Origin of the sequence: Gillisia sp. JM1 (assembly GCF_000424645.1) — a bacterium.
Taxonomy (GTDB): Bacteria; Bacteroidota; Bacteroidia; order Flavobacteriales; family Flavobacteriaceae; genus Gillisia.
In genome coordinates, this window is record NZ_KE384219.1 from 39,971 (window position 1) to 61,916 (window position 21,946).

The window sequence follows — 21,946 nt, forward strand, 5'->3', positions numbered from 1 at the left end:
AAAATAACCTTCTTCTATTTACCAGTGATTAAATAACAAACAGAGAACTACGATAAACAGGGGTTTAAGTTTTAAAAATTATTTTTTCCTTTATTTAAATTTCTATTGATGGTAGTGTAAAATGATTCAAATAAAGTGCAAACTAATTTTTGAGACATTATAATTTATTTATCTTTATTTTTTTATTTGTTTAAGCATTTACATAACTGTCATTATATCCAATAGTTATTGCAAAATATGTTTACCCAATTAATTAAAATTACCCTAAAAGCCCCTTTAGTGATATATCACCTACCCAACTTAGTTGCTGGAAAAATTAAATTTTATCCACCCTTCAGTTTATTATTATTTTTTCTAATTATCACTACATCTTTAAATGCCCAAGACACCTTATCCTCAGACGAATTGTTCATAAATGCAAGAACTGCAGCATTTGATGAAGATGATTATCCTAAAGCCATAAGAATTACAAAAAAAGCTCTGGAGATTAGTCCAAATTACTCTGATATTAGAATTTTCCTGGGAAGACTTTATACGTGGACAGATGAAGTGGGATTAGCAAGAAAAGAATTCGACAGAGTGATTGAGACAGACCCTGGGTATGAAGATGCACATCTAGCCTACGGGTACTTAGAATATTGGAACGATAATCCAAAGAAAGCTTTAATAGTAATTGAACCAGGAATCGAAAAAAACCCGGACTCTAAAGGCCTCTTAATGTTGAAGGCTAAAATTCAAAATAATCTTGAAGAATTTGCTGAAGCAAATAAGACTCTTGAAGAATTATTGGTTTTTCATCCTAAGGATTCTGAAGCTCGAGCATTTAGTCAGAAGATCAAAGACCTTTCTTCAAAAAATCAAATTGGGGTAGATTATGATTTTGTCTATTTCGATGAGCGTTTTAGTGATCCTTGGCATTTGGCAAGTGTAAGTTATGGAAGGCAAACTCCAATTGGCTCGGTTACCGGAAGACTTAACTATGCAAACAGATTTACAACTAACGGGGTACAATTTGAAGTAGATGCTTACCCAAGGATCTCCGACACATTTTATGCTTATGTAAGTGGAGGTATTTCAGAAAACGGAGGGATATTCCCTAGATATCGTGCTGGTTTTTCCTTGTATGCCAATCTTCCAAAATCTTTTGAAGCAGATTTAGGCTTTAGATTCCTAAGCTTTAGCCGGTCTACTTGGATATATACAGCCTCTATAGGGAAATACTACAGCAATTATTGGTTCAATTTAAGAACCTATTTAACACCCTCTAATATTTCACTTTCTAAATCTATTTCTCTGTCTGTGAGGTATTATTTAGCTGGAGCAGATGATTATTTAAGTTTGAGAATAGGCACAGGACTTTCTCCAGATAGACCTGAAAATTATATTTTGTTAGATGAAAATAACAAGGTAATTGGATCTCTTGATCAAGAGAATTTAGAGTCTAGCAATATTTCTTTAGGCTATAGAAAATCTATAAAACAGACTAATATATTATCTATAGATGTAGGAGCAGAAAATCAAGAATACGCACTAGATAAAAAAGGATATCAATTCACCGTAGGTGCAGGATTTACCAAAAGGTTTTAAAAATGAAAAAGAACATTGTCTTTACAATTATTTTATTGCTCCTTTTTTTACCTTTATTTATGTGGCTTGCCTGGGTGTTTACACCTAAAACTAAGTTTGTAGCAGCTATTATAGATAAAACAGTGCTAACAAAACAAGGCCAGGAACACATCTCTTTTAACTGGATCCTAAATTATAATAGATATACAAAAACATCCATAGATCCTTATGAGATAGACCATGATTATTTTGGGTTTTTTCCTTTGGAAGATGAGGAATACAAGTTAAAAGGTCTGGAGCGATTTACCTCCAAACAGCTAGATCAATTAAGTGATGATGCAGATATGGTGTATTTTACAGATACTTATGGGATTTATAATAATGAATGGTTTCAGCACACCAACCTAAATGAACGTTCTGGAATGCTATATGGTGGTTTAAGTGATAAGGATTTGGAATTACTAGCTTTAATGAAGGAGAAAAAAAAGCTGATAATTACTGAATTCAATACGATAGGTTCTCCCACCCAATCCAGAAATAGAACAGTCTTTGAAGAGACGTTTGCCTTAGAATGGACAGGATGGACTGCCCGATATTTTGATAATCTAGATCTGGAAGTAAACAAAGAACTACCAAAATGGTTAATTAAAAATTATAAAAAGGCTCATAACAATCAATGGCCTTTTAAAAAATCTGGAATTGCATTCGTAAATGATAAAGAACAAGTGGTGATCCTGGAAGAAGATACACATCTTACTAATCCAATGCCGCAAATTATTAGCACTCAGTTTGCTCAGGAACATTATGGATTGCCTAAAGAGATTAAATATTCCTTTTGGTTTGATGTTATGAAACCTGACACAAATGTTAACCAAGTAATATCATCTTTTGATATAAGAGCCAATAAGGAGGGAATTAAAGAACTTAACAAATATGGTATTCCTAATAACTTCCCGGCAATAACAATGCATAAAGATTCGGATTATAGCTTCTTTTACTTTTCCGGAGATTTTAGTGATAATCCTATAAACTATAATTCATCTTATTTTAAAGGAATAGGGTATTTTAAAGGCATGTTTTACGATGAAGATGATATTACAGAAAGAGCCAGTTTTTTCTGGAAATACTACCGCCCTTTAATGAATACTATTCTTGAAGAATATATTGAAGAATAAGTGGATTGCTATTATTTTGGTGTATAATTAGAATAAATTGAATCGGGTATTATTTGCTTTCCTCTAATAATCTGTGAGTTACGCTGCTTAAAAAGCTCAAAAGCTCCTTTTAATCTATTCTTTTCAGTTTCATCTTCAACTAAATCCTCTCCAAGCTCCTTATTCAGTTTAAAAAGATTAGTTCCATTTAGATGATATTCTCCCATGATAAAATCATTTAAATTTGTTTTGGTTTGCATTAAAGGTAAATAGTGGATATTCTGAAAGCTTCTGGTAGTATCTAGCCCCTGCCCTACCCAACTTGTATATTTTGGTAATTTTATATTATGATTGGTTTTTAGGTAAGACAGTATACTTGGAGTGATATTAAAATGAGTAGAAACAGATTCAATTTCTGCTGTTCTCTTTAATAAGGGAGAATAGATAATTAAAGGCACATGATACCTATCTATTTTTGTACTCATTGGGATCTCTGGAATCCTATGATCTCCTGTTATTAAGAATATAGTATTATCATAATCTGCTCTTTTTTTATACTCCTCGAAGAAGTTTTTCAAAGCATCATCTGCATACATAATGGTCAAATATTGCTTTGAATAATTTCTGTGTGATTCCTTTTCAGAGTCATCAAACCTCAGGTAATCCAGACGTTCCTCAAACTTGGTATTGTATTTATCTACTTCATCTATTAAAAATGGACTATGTGTGGTTACCGTTAAAAGGACACTCAATTGAGGTTTTTCTTCTACTTCTTTTCTTGAATTGAGAAAATACCTGTAGAGTTCCTTATCGTTATATCCCCATGAAAATCCGTTATTTTCAGGTAATTTCTTATATCCTGAAGGGAAGGTTTTCTCATCATTCAATTCATCTATTTTATTCGCATTAAGATAGAGCGCCATGTTATCAAATTGGGCATCACCCGCATAATAGAAAGATGTATTATAGCCATTAAACTTAAGTGTGTTTAATAAGGATAATTGATTAGGCATGTCATTTCCCATCCCTAAATAACCATTCTCTGCAAAAGGTAACGAACCAAGTAAGGAAGGTAATAGAGCAAAGGTTCGCCCTCCTTGACTCAAGAAGTTTTTCCAATACATCCCGTCTTCGGCTAGATCGCTTAGAAATGGGGTGAAATTTCCTAGATAAGCTCCTTCGTTAGTGAAAGCTCTACCTAAACCTTCAACCACTATTATTACAATATTTGGTGCTTTATCTTTTGGAGTAAAAAAAGGAGTTAATACATCGTTAGTGACCTCCTCATGTAAAAAAGGGTAATTCACTTCATCTATAAAATTGAAAGCAATTCCTTCGCTAAACTTGTTGAAAAAATCACCTATATAATTATCGGAATAAATATCAGTTTCAAAAATAACTGGATTATAATAGGTATACGCGCTGCTATAGAAATGATCGGATTTATTGGTTACCAAACTGTTGGCAAAATCTGATTCTAAATTAATCTTTCCAACTGTTTTGTATCCGCTAAAAGACATGAATATTAGAGAAAATATAGGCAATCCCAATGCTACATAAAGCGAAGGTCTCACCTTTTTTGTGAAGAAATGAGTAGAAACTAAAACAATACTTATAAGGACAATGAATATAATAATAGAAATAGCATTTAAACCACCAGATGATCCAACTGTTTGTTTTATGTCTTCTAAGCTATATCCAAAAAGATCTGCTCCCAGCATTACCAAGGCAGCGTTAAAATAATTAAGCAATATTATTTGAATAATGAAGAAGAGCAGCATTAATACCTGAAATGTGATCTTCGCCAATCTTGGAGACAATAAATAAATAGGCACATATATTATGTAGATTATAAGTACCCATTTTAACCAAAACAAAAGATCTAAATACCCGCTCCAAAGCATAAGATTGAAAAATCCGCTAGGCAATCCATTGGTAAAGGAATTTAATGTTAATTCTGCAACACTAAATATAAACATCAGTATCAACCAAATAAGTGAAAAACTCGCAAATGTTCTTGTGGCATGAATTAATCTTTCCTTTAATGAAACTCTAATTGTATCCTTTGCCATTTTATAAACTTTAAAATAGGTGATTTGGGGTAAGCCGTATTTTTAAACATTCAAAAATAGAATTATTTTTGAATAGTACTTTAGACTTTATAGATAATCTATTTTCCCGAAAAGTGGCGATTCAATTTTTAGTTAATTAAAATTGGACAACAGGCAGTAATTAATTTCTCGAGTTCAAAATAAAATTATTCATAGTACGAACATTTTTTAACAAATAACAAACAACATTTGGTATATCATTTAATTAATGTTAATATTATGAATTAATGTCAAAAATAATTTGGTATTATTAAAATTATAATCCAATAGTTAGTTTCTCCCAAATCTACTAATTAAATTAAAACCTATTTATTTATGCACGAAAACCTATTCGAATGTTAGCTACATTAAACGTGTCAACATTCCTGCTAGCCTTTATTCCAGCTTGCATTAATATTGGAATTTTATTTTACCTCCTCTGGTTTATGCCAAAGGGAAAACTGACCAATATTTTCTCTTTATTGTTACTAGCTGTTTTAGCATTACAATTAGAAAATTCAATATTGAGGTTAAACATTTCAGTGGAACTAGCCAGGTATGTAGATAAAATATTAAGCTTGGGATGGTTAGCTATAGGTGCTCTGGCATTGCACTTTTCTATGATTTTTACTGGTTTTAAAATCTCAAATTCAAGAATTTTCTACATTATTCTATATGGACCACTAATTGTCTTTTTTTCTGTTTATCATGCCAACACTACTCCCATTCCATTTATAGAAAATGAATCATGGGGATATCTCATAAATTTGAGACCTCATACTACAGATTTAATTCAAAGATATTGGATAGCTGGTCTAACTTATATAAGTATGTTTATCTTATTTAGATTTGCTTTTTCAAAGAAAAGAGAAATACAAAAAAGAAAGCAAGCCATGCTTATTGCGATTGGAATGCTTATTCCTGGCATTCAAGGTGTCATCACGCAAATAGCATTACCAATGATGGGACTTGTTGAGATACCTATAACATCAACCTTCATAACCTTTCTATCCGTAGCTATTATCATTGCCTTAAAGAGATATAGCCTGTTTAATATATCCGAATCGATAGATTTGGATAAGGTTTTAAATGAATTGAATAGTATGGTTTTTTTCATCTCTAAAGATCAAAAAATACAGTATATGAACACTTCCTCAAAAAAAATCTTCCTGAATGAAAAAATTAATTCATCATTATGTTTAGAAAAGATTTTCTCAACAAAACTTGATTATGATAAATTTTGCGATCAAAACTGTCAAAATGGGCTGCTGAAAGTTATAAAACCTGTTAGGAACTATGAAACGACATTTATTAATCATGAAAAGGATCATATCCATGTGTTGTTCAATAGTCAGCCAATTTATAATAACAGAAAATTTCAAGGCATTATGATCTTTGCCAATGATATTACTACTACAAAAAAACATGTTATAAAAATAGAGAATCAAAATAAAAGGTTAAACGAAATTGCCTGGCATCACTCTCATATTTTGAGAGCACCATTGTCTAGAATAATGGCAATTTCCGATCTTCTTTTAAATGAAAATACAAGTAATGAAGAACTCAACACATTTTTAAATGCTCTTCACAAATCTTGTGAAGAATTAGATTTAGTTATACATAACATCAATGAAAGAGCTGAAAATATAAAATACTAATACTTTTGGATTAATTTATCCTCTGAAAAAATTAGATCAATCTAGTCCTATAATAATTAATAAAACATTCATTCACAGTTAAGATAGTGATATTATTGCATATTAATAGTAATACTATTACTTTTGCGATATAAACCAAAATCATGCATGATTTATTAAAAAATTTTCAAATAACAGTTAATGATAAAACCTACGTTAAAGACCCTGAAACATCAGAATTAGGAAAGCGTATCGTAGAACATAGTATTGTATTAATAAATGAGATTGGATTTGAAGCTTTTACTTTCAAAAAGCTCGGGAATCAGATCTCTTCCAATGAAAGTTCTATATATCGTTATTTTGAAAACAAGCATAAGGTATTGCTCTACCTTGCATCCTGGTATTGGGCTTGGATTGAATATCAGATAGTCATTCAAACCTATAGTATTGCAGATCCTTCAGAAAAACTAAAGAAAATAATAGCCCTAATAACTGCTAAAATCGAAAATGATTCCAATTTCTCACATATAAATGAAAAAACTCTTAATAAAATAATTATAGGTGAATACTCAAAATCTTTTTTAACCAAAGAAGTAGATATAGAAAATAAAGAAGGTTATTTTTCTATTTACAAAAGGCTTATCTCACGTATTGAAAACGCGATAATAGCTGTTAATAAAGAGTATCCTTATCCTGCATCTTTAGCAAGCAATTTAGTAGAAGGTTCGTTGCATCAACATTTTCTTTCAGAACATTTCCCTACATTAACAGATTGTGGTAATGCTGTAACTCCCACTGAATTTTATTCCGATTTAATTTATAATGCTCTAAAAATCAAGTAATATGAAGAAGGAAATTACTCCTTGGCGACGTTTTATAAACCTACTTAAACTAGATAAACGTGATATTAGACAAATCTTCTACTATGCAATTTTTTCTGGCCTTGTTGCGCTTACTCTTCCATTGGGTATTCAGGCAATTATTAATCTTATTCAAGGTGCAGAGGTTTCTACATCATGGATTGTTCTGGTTATCCTTGTAACTCTGGGAGTGGCCTTTCAAGGAATTTTACAACTAATGCAAATACGTATCCTTGAAAACATTCAGCAAAAAATATTTACCCGATCTTCGTTTGAGTTTGCATATCGTTTTCCCAAAATTAAATGGAGCGATCTTCGCAATCACTATCCCCCAGAACTTGCTAACCGCTTTTTTGATACACTAACAGTTCAAAAGGGATTATCTAAGATTTTATTAGATTTTCCATCAGCTATTTTACAAATTTTATTTGGTTTAATATTACTATCACTTTATCATCCTTTTTTCATAATCTATGGTCTTCTATTGGTTATTCTAGTTTACCTAGTATTTAATTTTACCGCTCGCAAGGGATTGGACACAAGCCTTCAAGAGTCTAAAAACAAATATGCTGTAGCTCACTGGTTACAAGAAATTGCCAGATCGCTCACTAGCTTTAAACTTTCTGGTAGAACATCGCTTGCCATGGAACGCAACAATAAATTAACCGAAAAATATTTAGAAGCTCGTGAAAGCCATTTTAGGGTATTGATGTTGCAATTTATTCAAATGGTGGGCTTCAAAGTTCTAGTAACAGCTGGATTGCTATTAATTGGTGGCTTATTGGTTCTTAATCAAGAGATGAACATTGGCCAATTTGTCGCGGCAGAGATCATTATAATTCTTGTAATTAACTCGGTAGAAAAACTTGTCACCGGTCTGGAAAGTTTTTATGATGTTTTAACCTCTTTAGAGAAAATTGGCCAGGTAGTAGATAAAAAACTGGAAGCTCAAGATGGAGTAGATCCATTTGAATTATATGATACCGCAAAAATTTCCCTAGAAAAAGTGTCTTACACTAAATCTGATGGTGGTACCATCCTTGACACAATAAATCTTGAGATAGATCCCAGAGATAGATTGTTTATTGAAGGACCGTCTGGATCAGGTAAATCCACGCTGCTCAAATTGCTGTCTGGTCTCATCGATCCAACTTCTGGAGCGATCTATATAAATGATTTCAGTTTTAAAGGAATGCGCATTAATGCTTACAGATCTCAAGTAGGACAGGTGCTTCCAGAGCAAATGCCTTTTGAAGGAACTATATTCGAAAATATCACATTTGGCAATAAGGATATCACTCTAGATAGCGTAAACCGTATTATAAAAGAAATAGGATTACAGGAATTTGTAAGAAAGAGACCTAAAGGAATAGATAGCCCAATTTTTCCACAAGGGCTGAGAATTCCGCATACGGTTTCTAAACGCATTCTTCTGGCAAGAGCCATAGTACATAATCCAAAAATTCTTATACTTAAAGATGCTCTAGAACATTTTGAAGCACAGGAAGCTCGAAGGTTGATGGAATATTTGGCACATCCAGACAGACCTTGGCTTCTCATAGTTTCTGGTCAGAATGAAAATTGGAAAAAAGTATGTAATAAACATTTAAGACTCAACAACGGCAGTTTCACACTATAATACCAATGCAATGCTCAATATATCGTATAACCAATTGAATAAAAAAGTAAATCTCAACAAATATTCTGCATATGCAAGAGCGCACCAGATTAGACATTTTAAATACTTCAATAGATTTTTGTTAACGTTTGCAATTATTGGAATAATCATATTGTTTTTACCTTGGACACAAACTGTTTCAGGAACTGGCTTTGTAACTACCCTTACACCAGGACAACGACCACAAACAATACAATCTACTATACCCGGTAGAATAGAACAATGGTTTGTACGAGAAGGAGATTATGTAGCAAAAGGAGACACTATTTTATTTATTTCTGAAATTAAAAATGAATATCAAGATCCTAGACTTGTTCAGCGCACTCAGGAACAGCGAAAAGCCAAAAGTAATGCAGTTGTTTCTTATCAGGGAAAAGTACTAGCACTTGAGAGCCAAATTGACGCTCTTCAAAACGAACGAGGACTAAAAACACAACAAGTCCAAAATAAACTAAAACAAGCCGAATATAAAATTAAGAGTGACAGTATAGATCTGGTGGCAGCGAAAACTAATAGAGATATTGCTCAAAAACAATATTTGCGTACTGCAACTTTACAAGAGGAAGGTTTAAAATCTACTGCAGATGTAGAAGATAAACGCCTTAAATTTCAGGAAACCGAAGCTAAATTAATAGGTCAAGAAAATAAATTACTAGCAAGTAAAAATGAACTTATTAACGCTCGCCTAGATATAAATAGAACCGCTGCCGAGTATGCAGAAAAAATAAGCAAAGTACAAAGCGATAGATTTACGGCAAGTTCATCTCAATTTGATACAGAAGCGCAAGTTTCAAAATTAGAGAATGAAACTGCAAATTATGAATTGAGAGATAAGATGCAATTTATTCTTGCACCTCAGAATGGTTACATTAACAAAGCGATTAAAGCAGGTATTGGGGAAACCTTTAAAGAAGGGGAACAGCTTGTAGGCATTATGCCGGCAGATTATGATTTGGCTATTGAGACCTTTGTAATGCCTATAGACTTACCATTAATACATGCAGGAGAAAAAATTAGAGTTCAATTTGATGGTTGGCCAGCTATTGTTTTTAGTGGATGGCCAGACGCATCTTTTGGCACCTATGGAGGGAAAGTAGTAGCTGTAGAAAATTTTATAAGTACTAATGGCAAATTCAGGGTGTTGATAGCACCAAATCAAAATACAGAGCCATGGCCTAAAAATGTGCGTGTAGGTTCCGGTGCACGCACGATTGCATTACTTGAAGATGTCCCTATTTGGTACGAGTTATGGCGACAACTAAATGGTTTCCCCCAAGATTATTACGTACCAAAAAACTTAGATAACTCTAAAGCAAAAAATAAATGAGAAGTTTTAGTAAGTTACTAATAGTACTTTTTATCATTTTCTCAAAAATAGCAACTGCTCAAGAAATAAGTGAGACTTTTACATTTGAGGAATATATAGGATATGTAAAAGCACATCATCCGCTAATGAAACAAGCCAACTTAACTTTAAGTATAGGCGAAGCTAATATGCTGAGTGCGCGTGGTGGTTTCGATCCAAAGATAGAAATAGACTATGATCGCAAGAAATTTAAGAATACTGAATATTACGATCTACTTAATGCCACATTTAAAATACCTACCTGGTATGGTATAGAATTTAAAGCCAATTTTGAAGAGAATTCTGGTCAATTTCTTAATCCTAGCCTGAAAGTTCCTGAGGAAGGCCTTTACAGTGCTGGAGTTTCGTTCTCACTAGCACAAGGCTTTTTAATCAATGAAAGAATGGCCACCTTAAAAAAAGCTAAATTCTTTTTAAGACAATCCCAAGCAGATCGTGATTTCTTAGTAAACGACATTTTATTTAATGCTAGTCTGGCCTATTTTGAATGGCTTGAAGCCTCTAATGAACAAATAATTTATTTAACTTTTCTAGAGAATGCAGAAGTTAGGCTAAACGGGATAGAGCGAAGCGTAGAAGTGGGAGATAAAGCAGAAATAGACATAACTGAAGCAAGAATTTTGGTGCAAAACAGAATATTGGAGCTGGAAATATCAAACCTTAAAAAGAGAAAAGCTGCACTTGAAGTTGGGAATTATCTATGGATGAACAATGTTCCGCTAATACTGGAAGAAAATATAGTTCCAGAATCACCCCCTTTAAATCTATTAGAAAATATTTTAATTCTGGAAGGGATTACAAATATGGATGAGCTTGCCAGGAACCATCCTAAAATAAGAAGTCTTAATGCGAAAATTCAAGGGCTAATTGTAGATCGAAATCTGAAACGCAATAAACTACTCCCAAAGATAGATCTTCAATACAACTTCCTTTCAGAGAAATACGAGCAGTTAAACAGTTTTAATGTTGCTAATTACAAAGCTTTTGTAAATGTTAGTTTTCCCATATTTCTAAGAACGGAAAGAGGCAATCTTCAGCTCGCAAATTTTAAGATACAGAGTATTGAATTCGATCAGGCCTCGGCAAGCTTAGTTATCTCAAATAAAATTAACGAAATCAATTTTGAGATAAGCTCCCTAGACACTCAAAACCAGCTAATACAAAATATCGTATCAGATTATAAATTAATGGTCAAAGCAGAGGAACGAAAATTTTTCTTGGGTGAAAGTTCTTTATTTCTAATCAATACCCGAGAGCAGAAATTGATAGACGCCCAAATTAAAGAAAACTCACTTTTGATTAAACAGCTAAATGCTACTGCCAGATTATTTAATGCGCTAGGGGCTACTGAGGTAAGGATAGATTAATTTTATTAGTTAAGAGAAGTAACTAATAATATAACCTAAGTCATTATTGTTTTACATCCACGGTAACTCGGGCATAAATAAATAATTTCTTAGTCTCGTTATGGTGTTTTCGAACAAAGAATAATACGGAAAAGGTAGTGTAATTAGGCATTTCAAGCGTCTTAAGTGAAACAATCAGTTTATAAAGACGAAAGTCAAATCAGTTAAATGCCCTATGAAGTTACGTAAATATCTGTAATAAATGATTCACCGAATGATTCACCAGACTTATGTATTTAAATGATATTGTTTGATATCATTTAAAACAAAAAACACTGATAATCAACAGATTAACAGTGTTTTGGTGGGTTTTAATACCCATTTGGTCGGGGTGGCAGGATTCGAACCTGCGGCCTCCTGCTCCCAAAGCAGGCGCGATAACCGGGCTACGCTACACCCCGATGGTTATCTATATATCGTTTCGCTCCTCGTTTCTTAATCTTATTTTCCAAAAGCATTGCTTCTGTTCGATTTAAAACTTCTATTTGCAAAACAATTTTTCAAGGAATTCACTGTTTGGTAGAATTAACTCTCCCTAAATTGTATCTTTTCAATCTTTATTGGATATCTGCAGTTTGACCTACATAATACCTTGAACTTATTTCACTAAAAGAATGTATACCAACATCTTTTTGAGATTTAACCTTTTGGCAACCTCCCCGCTTCAGGCGGGACGTGATAACAGGGCTACGCTACACCCCGAAGGTTATCTTTTTAGATAAACTATATATGCTTATCATCATAGTGGCTGCAAATATAAGAATAACTTTCAATCTACCTACACGCGATTAAATTTAAATGAATTATTTTTATCTTATATTAACTCCTGTATTTATATTAAAATCAGCGGTCGATTTTTATTATCATTCAAAAAACAATTTTATGAAATTCAATCTCCTAATTATTAATGTTTTACTTCTAGTTTTTTCTGCCTGTGCACAAAAAGACACCACTATAGAAGCCAGCACTTATACTTATGCTGTTGAAACTGTAGTTGAAGATCTTAATATTCCATGGGGAATGGCATTTTTGCCAGATGGCAGTATGTTAATCACGGAAAAAAGCGGGAAATTGATCCTATTTAAAGATGATACCAAACAACAAATCACAGGTGTTCCCGAAGTTTATAACAGAGGCCAAGGTGGGTTAATGGATGTTATTTTACATCCAGATTATAAAAATAATGGCTGGATTTATATTTCCTATGCTTCTCCTGAAGGGGATGAAGATGGAGGAAATACTGCTATTATGCGTGCAAAATTAAATGGAAATGAACTCATTCAAAAGGAAGTTCTTTATAAAGCTACCCCAAATACCACCAAGGGCAAGCATTTTGGTTCTAGAATTGCCTTTGATAAGGAAGGGTTTCTTTATTTTTCAGCTGGAGAACGAGGAGAAAGAGATATTAATCCGCAAGATATCACCCGAGATAATGGGAAGATCTATAGGTTAAATGACGATGGGAGTATTCCTGCCAATAACCCTTTCGTTGATGAACCAAATGCCAAAAAAGCCATTTATAGTTACGGACATAGGAATCCGCAGGGAATGATCCTTCACCCAACTACTGGGGAAATTTGGGTACACGAGCATGGCCCAAAAGGAGGAGATGAAATAAACATCATTAAAAAAGGCGCGAATTATGGCTGGCCGGTAGTAACTTATGGTCAAAACTATAGCGGCACCTCAATTACCTCAGAATCATCCAGACCAGACATGGAAGGTCCTATTTATTACTGGATCCCATCTATTGCTCCAAGCGGAATGGTCTATATTACTTCAGATAAATACCCACATTTAAAAAATAATTTGTTAATTGGTTCTCTGAAATTCCAGTATTTAGAACTTGATATTCTTGAAGACGAAAAAGTTGTGAAAAGAGAACGATTGCTTGAAGGTATTGGAAGAGTGAGAGATGTTAAGCAAGGACCAGATGGGTTTATCTATGTAGCGGTAGAAGGTCTTGGAATAGTAAAATTAATAACCACGGAAACTAAAAAATAATTTATGAAGTTACTACCTATACTAATTGCAGCAAGCCTATTTGTGTCTTGTAATTCAGGAAAAAAGAAAGATCAATCCAATGTGAATTCAGAGAAAATTACTATTTCTGACTCTCCCGTTCAAAAGAAAGTTTCAGAAAGCTTTAAAAGAGGAGAAGAGGTTTTCTCAAATTTTTGCGTAACCTGCCATCTACCAAGCGGAAAAGGGATACCTGGAAATTTCCCACCATTAGCAGGATCAGACTGGTTAACAGATAAAAGAACAGAAAGTCTTAGAGCTATAAAATATGGTTTATCTGGCCCTATCGTAGTGAATGGAGAAAATTACAACAATGTGATGGCCGCTCAAGGCTTAAGTGATCAGGAAGTTGCAGATGTCATGAATTATATCTCTAATTCCTGGGGGAACACCTCAAAAACAGAAGTCTCAGTAGAAGATGTGAAAGTACTCTCTAAATAAAGTTTTATAATCTATTAACCTATTCTAGATAAACGGGAAATCTAAATTCAATAAAAATGATGGACCCCTCCCCTATTTCAAACTAATAATTAACTTTGCGTCAAAATATTTATAGATGCTTATTATTGGAATAGCCGGTGGTACCGGTAGTGGAAAAACCACGGTTGTAAGTCAGATCATTGAAGAATTAAAGAATGAAGAGGTAGCAGTTATATCTCAAGATTCTTATTATCAAGATACCAGCCATTTATCTTTGGAAGATCGTGTGAAGATAAATTTCGACCACCCAAAATCCATCGACTTTGATCTTCTCGTTTCTCATCTTAAAGAATTGAAAAATGGAAATTCTATCGAGGAACCGGTATACTCCTTTACAGAACATAATAGAACGGGGGAAACTGTAACAATTCAGCCTAAAAAAGTGATTATTGTAGAGGGTATTCTTATTCTTACTCATGCAGATATTCGTGACATGTTCGATATAAAGATCTACGTGCATGCTGACAGTGATGAGCGTTTAATTAGAAGATTGAAACGCGATATCAACGATCGCGGAAGGAACCTGGATGAAGTTTTATGGAGATATCAAACCACCTTGAAACCTATGCATCAACAGTTTATTGAGCCTACTAAAGAGTTTGCAGATATCATTATTCCTACCAATAGATATAACAATGTGGCGGTAGATATTGTTCAAACCATCATCAAGGACAGATTGGTGTAATTTTGTATCTTTAAAACTTATGAAACTAAAGGAACTTCGCAATAATAAATGGTTCAAGTTTATTAGCAATAAATACGTGCTGCTCCTACTTATTTTTGGGGGCTGGATGCTTTTTTTAGATAGTAACTCTTGGTTGATCCATAGAGAACTAGATGAAGAAGTAAATAAGCTAAAAGTAAATAAAGAATACTATCAAAAGGAAATCTCTAAGGATAAAGCTATCATAGAAAATCTTAACGATTCCTTTGAATTAGAAAGTTACGCAAGACAGCACTATTACATGAAAAGAGCTAACGAAGATATTTATATCATTCATTACGATACTATAGACTAAGCAATCCCTTGGTTTTACATATTATATTTTAAAAAAATAAATTATGAGTCACACCTTATTCAACGAATTCCAAGAAGTTTCTGCCAAAGAATGGAAGCAGAAAATTCAATTCGACTTGAAGGGAGCAGATTATAATGAAACCCTTATTTTTAATAGTAAAGATGGGATTTCAGTAAAACCCTTTTATACTGCTGAAGATCTAAAAGATCCTATCTCTATTGCAAATCCAATTTCATGGAATGTCTGCGAAAAGATCTATGTTGTTTCAGATATAAAAAGCAATGAAAAAGCTTTAAAAGTATTAAAAAAAGGTGCGGAGAGTTTATGGTTTGTTATCTCTTCTAAAGAATCAGACTTTAAAGTACTATTCAAAAATATAGATCTAAACGCTACTCCTATCTATATTTCATTTGAATTCCTTTCTGGAGAATTCCTTAATTCTTTAATTATATTTTTAGCAGGAAAGGATCATAAGATAAGTTTACAAATAGATATTATCGGAAATTTAGCGCGTTCTGGAAACTGGTATCACGACCTAAAAAAGGATCATGAGGTCTTGAATAAAATAGTTACTAAAACTGAAGGTTTTAAATCTGCCCTTAGCGTAGATGGTACTTTATATCAAAATGCAGGAGCAACCATCCCGCAAGAGTTGGCCTATATCCTAGCCCATGCAAATGAATATTTGAATCATTTTAATAATGACGAGAATAAAGCTGAAACTAAGCTTCAATTTTTGACTGCTACAGGATCCAATTACTTTTTCGAGATCGCTAAATTGAAAGCACTTCGCTTATTATATGCAAGTCTAGCTTCAGAATATAAGATTTCCGAAAAATGCAACATTTTAGCTCAGCCTTCAAAAAGGGATAAAACCTTGTACGATTATAATTTGAACCTGCTTCGAACCACCACACAAAGTATGAGTGCGGTTCTTGGTGGTGCAGATGAAGTTTATAATTCTCCTTACGATGCCATTTACCATAAGAACAATGAGTTTGGAGACAGGATTGCACGCAATCAGTTATTAGTGCTGAAAAACGAAAGTTATTTCGATAAGGTTTCCAATGCTTCAGATGGGGCTTATTATATAGAGACCCTTACTCAACAATTCGCAGAAAAAGCCTTGGAGATCTTTAAAGAGATAGAAAATGGCGGTGGATTTTTGAAGCAACTTAAGGAAGGGATTATTCAACGAAAGATTACTGAAAGTGCTGTTAAAGAACAGGAACTTTTTGATTCTGGAAAAATCACACTTGTTGGAACCAACAAATTCCAGAATCCGGATGATAGAATGGCAAATGACTTAGAATTATATCCGTTTCTGAAAATGAATCCAAGGAAAACCTTGCTTCAGCCAATTTTAGAAAAACGCCTTTCAGAAAAAACGGAGCAGGAAAGATTGAAAAAAGAATAATAGCATTGATTATATAAAACTCAGTAGCAATTCTGCGAGTTGAGTCCCGATAAATATCGGGAGAAAAATAAAATCCTCGATGAGGGAAACAAATTAAAATGTCTAGAAAAAATCTTCAACATATAAAACTTATAAAAGAGGCTGCTTCCAGTTCTTCGAATAGTAATTCGGATAGCACTTTTATGACTGCAGAAGATATTCCGCTCAAAAAAGTGTATTCAAAAAGTGATATTGAAGAAGCAGAGCATTTAGATTTTGCAGCTGGAATAGCACCTTACTTACGCGGGCCTTACAGCACCATGTACGTAAAGAGACCTTGGACCATTCGCCAGTATGCAGGTTTTTCTACTGCTGAAGAAAGCAATGCTTTTTACAGAAGAAATTTAGCAGGAGGCCAGAAAGGACTTTCTGTAGCTTTCGATCTACCAACACACAGAGGCTATGATAGCGATCATGAACGTGTGGTTGGAGATGTTGGAAAAGCTGGAGTTGCAATAGATTCGGTGGAGGATATGAAGATCCTTTTTGACCAGATCCCTCTAGATAAAATGTCGGTTTCCATGACCATGAATGGGGCAGTACTTCCTATTATGGCATTTTATATTGTTGCGGCCGAAGAACAAGGTGTAGACCTTTCATTATTATCTGGAACAATTCAGAATGATATTTTAAAGGAATTCATGGTGCGCAATACGTACATATACCCTCCTACTCCATCCATGAGAATAATATCTGATATTTTTGAATACACGTCTGAAAAGATGCCGAAATTCAATAGTATCAGTATTTCAGGTTATCATATGCAAGAAGCTGGAGCAACTTGTGACATTGAATTAGCATATACCTTAGCAGATGGATTGGAGTATATTAGAAAAGGTCTGGAAGCTGGAATGGACATAGACAGTTTTGCACCAAGACTTTCCTTTTTCTGGGGGATTGGAATGAACCATTTTATGGAGATCGCTAAAATGCGTGCTGCCAGAATGCTTTGGGCAAAATTAGTAAAACAATTCAACCCGAAAAGCGAGAAATCTTTAGCTTTAAGAACACATTGCCAAACAAGCGGATGGAGTTTGACCGAGCAAGATCCATTTAATAATGTTGCAAGAACCTGTATAGAAGGAGCTGCTGCAGCTTTTGGCGGTACCCAATCTCTCCATACCAATGCGCTTGATGAAGCAATAGCTTTACCAACAGATTTTTCTGCTAGAATTGCAAGAAATACCCAATTATATCTGCAACTAGAAACGAATATTACCAAAACGGTGGATCCTTGGGCGGGAAGTTATTATGTAGAAAACTTAACGCATGAAATAGCTCAAAAAGCCTGGAAGCTTATTCAGGAAGTAGAAGAATTAGGTGGAATGACCAAAGCAATTGAAGCTGGAATTCCTAAGTTGCGAATTGAAGAAGCTGCGGCAAATAAACAAGCGAGAATAGATAGCGAGACCGATATTATTGTTGGAAATAATAAATATCGCTTAGAGAAAGAAGATCCGCTAGTAACATTAGAAGTAGATAATCAAACGGTTCGCTTACAACAGCTGGAAAGATTAAAGCAAATAAAAGAAAGCAGGGATCAAGTAAAAGTGACTTCAGCACTAAAAGCCTTAACCAATGCTGCCAAAAATAAGGATGGCAATTTACTAGAATTAGCAGTATCTGCAGCCAGAGAAAGAGCTACTTTGGGGGAGATCAGCGATGCTTTAGAGGACGTTTACGGAAGATATAAAGCGAAAATTCAAACCTTTAGTGGCGTTTATTCAAAACAAATGAAAGACAACGTATCCTTTATTAAAGCTAGGGAGCTAGCCGATAAATTTGCGGAACAAGATGGAAGACGTCCTCGTATCATGATTGCAAAAATGGGTCAGGATGGCCATGATCGTGGAGCAAAAGTGGTTGCCACAGGTTATGCCGATCTTGGTTTTGATGTAGATATTGGGCCTTTATTCCAAACTCCTGCAGAAGCTGCAAAACAAGCTATGGAAAATGATGTTCATATATTGGGAGTATCTTCATTAGCTGCAGGGCATAAAACATTAGTACCACAAGTAATTGAAGAATTAAAAAAGCATGGCAGAGAAGATATTATGGTGATCGTGGGAGGAGTAATTCCATCTCAAGATTATCAATTCTTATTCGATGCCGGTGCAGTTGCTGTTTTTGGCCCGGGAACTAAAATAAGTGAAGCTGCCATTCAGCTTTTAGAAATATTATTAGATTAAATAACCAAAAAGTATGCAGTCACAGTTAGCACTGCCAACTGAATACTAAAAACTGAAAAACATGGATTATACTAAAAAAATGCTTTTCAGCTAAGAAAAGCATTTTTAATGTATAACGAAAATGTAAAATTATTCTTTACATCCTAGGAATGGTGCAATAATTTTAATTACTTCCGGAGTGGCAAGTGGTTCATCATAGGATTGCGAAACCTCAACAGGACCAAACTCTGTTATATCCACTAGATTAACACCTCCTTGAACAACCTGTTCTTCCCCATCGTAAACAGGTTGTGTAATTGGTGGCATACCTAGGCCTCTATTGTCTAAAGTTATCCAGGGAAGAGTGTCTTCATTAAGGGGAATATCTAAAAATCCGGCCCTAAGGCGTCTTATCTCAGCGGCATGTCTGGCTTCCACAGAATGTATACGTAAAGCTGGCATTAAAAACGGGGTTCCCTGTAAATTTCCTGCCTGCCCTTTGTAAGCCCTGACGCCTGTATCTTCAAAAGCCTGGGCCAACGTTAATAATTGCAGATAAGCGTTATCGTTGGCAGTATCAAAAGGTGCAAATGCACCACCCGCCGTATAATCAAATTCGGGTTTTAATACTGGTTCTACACCGGCACCTTCCAACCCGGCTTTCAAGAATTCCACATGGGCAGTTTCATGTTTTGAGATTTGCATATAGACCGCCTCTGGTCTTCCGTTAGGTAAAACCCCTGATTGTAATGCCTTAATGTAAAATTCGGCTTCTAAATATTCCAGGATCAATGCCAGTTGCAGTGCATTAACAACATCGGTGTTGCTTTGCTTAAGTGCTTCTTTGCCAGATGCCGTTCTAAAACATGGAGCGGCGGCCATTAAAGCCTGTGCCCCAAAAATACCTAAGGTTGCTAGGGCTCCTCTTCTTGATGACATCCTAGCAGTCAACTTATCGGTTGTAAAACCGTCTAAAAATTTTATAATATCCATAATTATTTCTTTAGTAATGTTATTAATTATTCTGTAGGTAAATTATTGGCAGTAAATGGTGTAATAATAAATCCAGTACTACCAACTTCTTGCAAGATAGTTTGAGGTCGCCTTGCCACATCAAGTCCTTGTTCATTAACTACGTCATCTCCCGCAAATTCTGTAAATCCCTCTAAATAAACAGATCTTAATGCTGCTGCATGCCTCGCTTCCACCGATACAATTTTACCTGCCAAGAGTAAATAGAGAGTTAGATCAATTAGATCTCCCGCTCCATTATAAGCGGCAACCCCCGTATCTTCTAAAAGTATTGAAGTTCTCAATACAGAATCACGATCGCTAAAATCAACACTACTAAAATCGAATTCTAGTTCAGGCAATACTTTTTCTGGAGGGGCTACAGAATTGATTGCAGCTTTAAAAAATTCCCTGTGAATAACTTCATGACCCTGAATATCTTCCATATACAATCTTTCTATAGGAGAAGCATTAGCCCAATAAGAGCCATCCAGAACCCTTGTATAAAATGCAGCTTCTAATTGTTCAAGGGCATAAGCAAAGTTTAAAATTCCCAAGTCCCCGCTTCCAAGGTCAAAGACATCCCCTTCATGTTGCCTTTCTTGTGCAAAAGGTTCATCCTCGGGAATACAGGAATAAAGCAGTAAGCCTGAACCTGCAACAGCAAGTCCTCCAATTTTTAAAAAGTGTCTTCGGGAATTTATAACTTCCCTCTTTTTTGACGAAGGTTGCCCTCCCATAGTTAATGGTTGTCTCATAATTAACAAGATTAGATGAATTAGTATTTATGGGAGGAAAATATATTCGTTATTTGAATTTTAAAAGCTAATTAATGTTAAATTAACAACAAAATATATAAAAAAATATCGAACAATTAACGTAGATAGGAAATCACTTGTTATTAAAATGTTAATTTGAGCATTTAAACGTATAAAGTATGTTAATGGAAATTATGAGAATTAATTTTGTCATATTCAATTTCTTTAAAACCTATACTTTTCTAATTTTGGACCTATACCGTTTTTAACAATTATAAATATTAACTTGAATTTAATTTCTTTTAATAAACCTATTAAAAATATATAGCTTGTCGTCTTATGGCTTTAAGCTTAAAACTATAAAAACATGGATTATACTAAAAAAATGCTTCGTGACGATGCCTTGAAAGGGAAAACGATCGTTGTTACCGGTGGTGGTAGCGGACTTGGAAAATCAATGAGCACATATTTCTTAGAATTGGGTGCAAATGTTGTAATCACTTCCAGAAATCTGGAAAAATTAGAAAATACTTCAAAAGAATTAGAAGCTGCAACTGGAGGTACTTGTTTACCATTACAGTGTGATGTTCGTCATTTTGACCAAGTAGAAGCTATGCTAGAAGCATCGGTGGCTAAATTTGGAAAAGTAGATTCTTTATTGAATAATGCAGCCGGAAACTTCATCTCTCCAACCGAGCGATTGAGCGCAAACGCCTTCGATACTATTATAGATATTGTTTTAAAAGGAAGTAAGAACTGTACACTTGCTTTTGGGAAGCATTGGATAGACAAAAAAGAAGTAGATAAGACTATTTTAAATATCGTAACTACCTATGCCTGGACAGGTTCTGCTTATGTGGTACCAAGTGCAACCGCGAAAGCTGGAGTTTTAGCAATGACGCGATCATTAGCTGTAGAATGGGCGAAATATGGAATTCGTTCGAATGCCATTGCACCGGGACCCTTCCCTACAAAAGGTGCCTGGGACAGATTACTACCAGGGGATTTGAAAGAGAAGTTCGATCTTGCTAAAAAAGTTCCTTTAAAAAGAGTTGGAGAACACCAGGAACTGGCAAATTTAGCGGCCTATCTAGTGTCCGATTTTTCTGCTTATGTCAACGGTGAAGTTATCACCATCGATGGCGGGGAATGGCTAAAAGGAGCTGGACAATTCAACTTATTAGAAGCAATTCCGGAGGAAATGTGGGATCAACTTGAAGCTATGATTAAGGCTAAGAAGTAAAAACAAATAAGGATTTTTACCATTAAAATAGA

At 34.4% G+C, this 21,946-nt stretch carries 17 protein-coding genes and 1 tRNA gene; 14 read left to right on the plus strand and 4 right to left on the minus strand.

Features of this window, described 5'->3' with window-relative positions:
• Window positions 1-237 precede the first annotated feature (237 nt).
• Both H033_RS0114510 and H033_RS0114515 read left to right on the plus strand, forming a co-directional pair.
• Window positions 238-1,587 carry a YaiO family outer membrane beta-barrel protein gene (locus tag H033_RS0114510; RefSeq protein ID WP_081661905.1) on the plus strand — a complete coding sequence of 450 codons (1,350 nt, stop codon included), beginning with the start codon at window positions 238-240 and terminating at the stop codon, window positions 1,585-1,587.
• Window positions 1,588-1,589: 2 nt separating this feature from the next.
• Window positions 1,590-2,741 carry a hypothetical protein gene (locus tag H033_RS0114515; RefSeq protein ID WP_034886419.1) on the plus strand — a complete coding sequence of 384 codons (1,152 nt, stop codon included), beginning with the start codon at window positions 1,590-1,592 and terminating at the stop codon, window positions 2,739-2,741.
• 11 nt (window positions 2,742-2,752) lie between these two features.
• Here the strand turns inward: H033_RS0114515 and H033_RS0114520 are convergent, their stop codons facing one another.
• Window positions 2,753-4,792, minus strand: coding sequence for an LTA synthase family protein (locus H033_RS0114520; RefSeq protein ID WP_026838952.1), 2,040 nt, complete (start codon window positions 4,790-4,792; stop codon window positions 2,753-2,755).
• Between the two features lie 374 nt (window positions 4,793-5,166).
• On the opposite strand from H033_RS0114520, the gene H033_RS0114525 reads away from it, so the two are divergent.
• The 5 genes from H033_RS0114525 to H033_RS0114545 all read left to right on the plus strand — a co-directional run bounded on the left by H033_RS0114525 (window position 5,167) and on the right by H033_RS0114545 (window position 11,718).
• Entirely contained in the window at window positions 5,167-6,468 is a 1,302-nt protein-coding gene (locus H033_RS0114525) for a histidine kinase N-terminal 7TM domain-containing protein (RefSeq protein WP_081661879.1), read from the plus strand.
• Window positions 6,469-6,611: 143 nt separating this feature from the next.
• Window positions 6,612-7,289 (plus strand): TetR/AcrR family transcriptional regulator, encoded by a 678-nt coding sequence (locus tag H033_RS0114530; protein WP_026838954.1) that lies wholly within the window; start codon window positions 6,612-6,614, stop codon window positions 7,287-7,289.
• A 1-nt stretch (window position 7,290) separates the two neighbouring features.
• Window positions 7,291-8,946 carry a peptidase domain-containing ABC transporter gene (locus H033_RS0114535; protein WP_026838955.1) on the plus strand — a complete coding sequence of 552 codons (1,656 nt, stop codon included), beginning with the start codon at window positions 7,291-7,293 and terminating at the stop codon, window positions 8,944-8,946.
• Between the two features lie 10 nt (window positions 8,947-8,956).
• Entirely contained in the window at window positions 8,957-10,312 is a 1,356-nt protein-coding gene (locus H033_RS0114540) for an HlyD family secretion protein (RefSeq protein ID WP_026838956.1), read from the plus strand.
• Window positions 10,309-11,718, plus strand: coding sequence for a TolC family protein (locus tag H033_RS0114545; protein WP_026838957.1), 1,410 nt, complete (start codon window positions 10,309-10,311; stop codon window positions 11,716-11,718). Before H033_RS0114540 ends, H033_RS0114545 begins: the two co-directional genes overlap by 4 nt.
• Window positions 11,719-12,080: 362 nt before the next feature.
• On the opposite strand, the gene H033_RS0114550 is transcribed toward H033_RS0114545, so the two are convergent.
• Window positions 12,081-12,158: transfer RNA gene (locus tag H033_RS0114550), tRNA-Pro, on the minus strand.
• 481 nt (window positions 12,159-12,639) lie between these two features.
• Here H033_RS0114550 and H033_RS0114555 point away from each other — a divergent pair.
• The 6 genes from H033_RS0114555 to scpA all read left to right on the plus strand — a co-directional run bounded on the left by H033_RS0114555 (window position 12,640) and on the right by scpA (window position 18,923).
• Window positions 12,640-13,761 carry a PQQ-dependent sugar dehydrogenase gene (locus H033_RS0114555; protein ID WP_026838958.1) on the plus strand — a complete coding sequence of 374 codons (1,122 nt, stop codon included), beginning with the start codon at window positions 12,640-12,642 and terminating at the stop codon, window positions 13,759-13,761.
• A 3-nt stretch (window positions 13,762-13,764) separates the two neighbouring features.
• Window positions 13,765-14,220 (plus strand): c-type cytochrome, encoded by a 456-nt coding sequence (locus H033_RS0114560; RefSeq protein ID WP_026838959.1) that lies wholly within the window; start codon window positions 13,765-13,767, stop codon window positions 14,218-14,220.
• A gap of 115 nt (window positions 14,221-14,335) precedes the next feature.
• Window positions 14,336-14,944: a uridine kinase gene (udk, locus tag H033_RS0114565; RefSeq protein ID WP_026838960.1), complete on the plus strand. Its 609-nt coding sequence runs from the start codon at window positions 14,336-14,338 to the stop codon at window positions 14,942-14,944.
• A 19-nt stretch (window positions 14,945-14,963) separates the two neighbouring features.
• The gene (locus H033_RS0114570; RefSeq protein ID WP_026838961.1) at window positions 14,964-15,278 is read left to right on the plus strand and encodes an FtsB family cell division protein; all 315 of its coding nucleotides are present in this window, start codon (window positions 14,964-14,966) and stop codon (window positions 15,276-15,278) included.
• 43 nt (window positions 15,279-15,321) lie between these two features.
• Window positions 15,322-16,695, plus strand: a complete 1,374-nt coding sequence (locus H033_RS0114575) for a methylmalonyl-CoA mutase subunit beta (RefSeq protein WP_026838962.1) — start codon at window positions 15,322-15,324, stop codon at window positions 16,693-16,695.
• Between the two features lie 98 nt (window positions 16,696-16,793).
• The gene (gene scpA, locus H033_RS0114580) at window positions 16,794-18,923 is read left to right on the plus strand and encodes a methylmalonyl-CoA mutase (RefSeq protein WP_026838963.1); all 2,130 of its coding nucleotides are present in this window, start codon (window positions 16,794-16,796) and stop codon (window positions 18,921-18,923) included.
• Window positions 18,924-19,052: 129 nt separating this feature from the next.
• Here scpA and H033_RS0114585 read toward each other — a convergent pair whose 3' ends face one another.
• Window positions 19,053-19,895, minus strand: a complete 843-nt coding sequence (locus tag H033_RS0114585; protein ID WP_026838964.1) for a ferritin-like domain-containing protein — start codon at window positions 19,893-19,895, stop codon at window positions 19,053-19,055.
• A 26-nt stretch (window positions 19,896-19,921) separates the two neighbouring features.
• The gene (locus tag H033_RS0114590; protein WP_026838965.1) at window positions 19,922-20,671 is read right to left on the minus strand and encodes a ferritin-like domain-containing protein; all 750 of its coding nucleotides are present in this window, start codon (window positions 20,669-20,671) and stop codon (window positions 19,922-19,924) included.
• Between the two features lie 367 nt (window positions 20,672-21,038).
• Between H033_RS0114590 and H033_RS0114595 the strand changes: the two genes are divergently transcribed.
• A complete protein-coding gene (locus H033_RS0114595) occupies window positions 21,039-21,914 on the plus strand; it encodes an SDR family oxidoreductase (RefSeq protein WP_026838966.1) in 876 nt (291 codons plus the stop codon).
• Window positions 21,915-21,946: the final 32 nt, after the last annotated feature.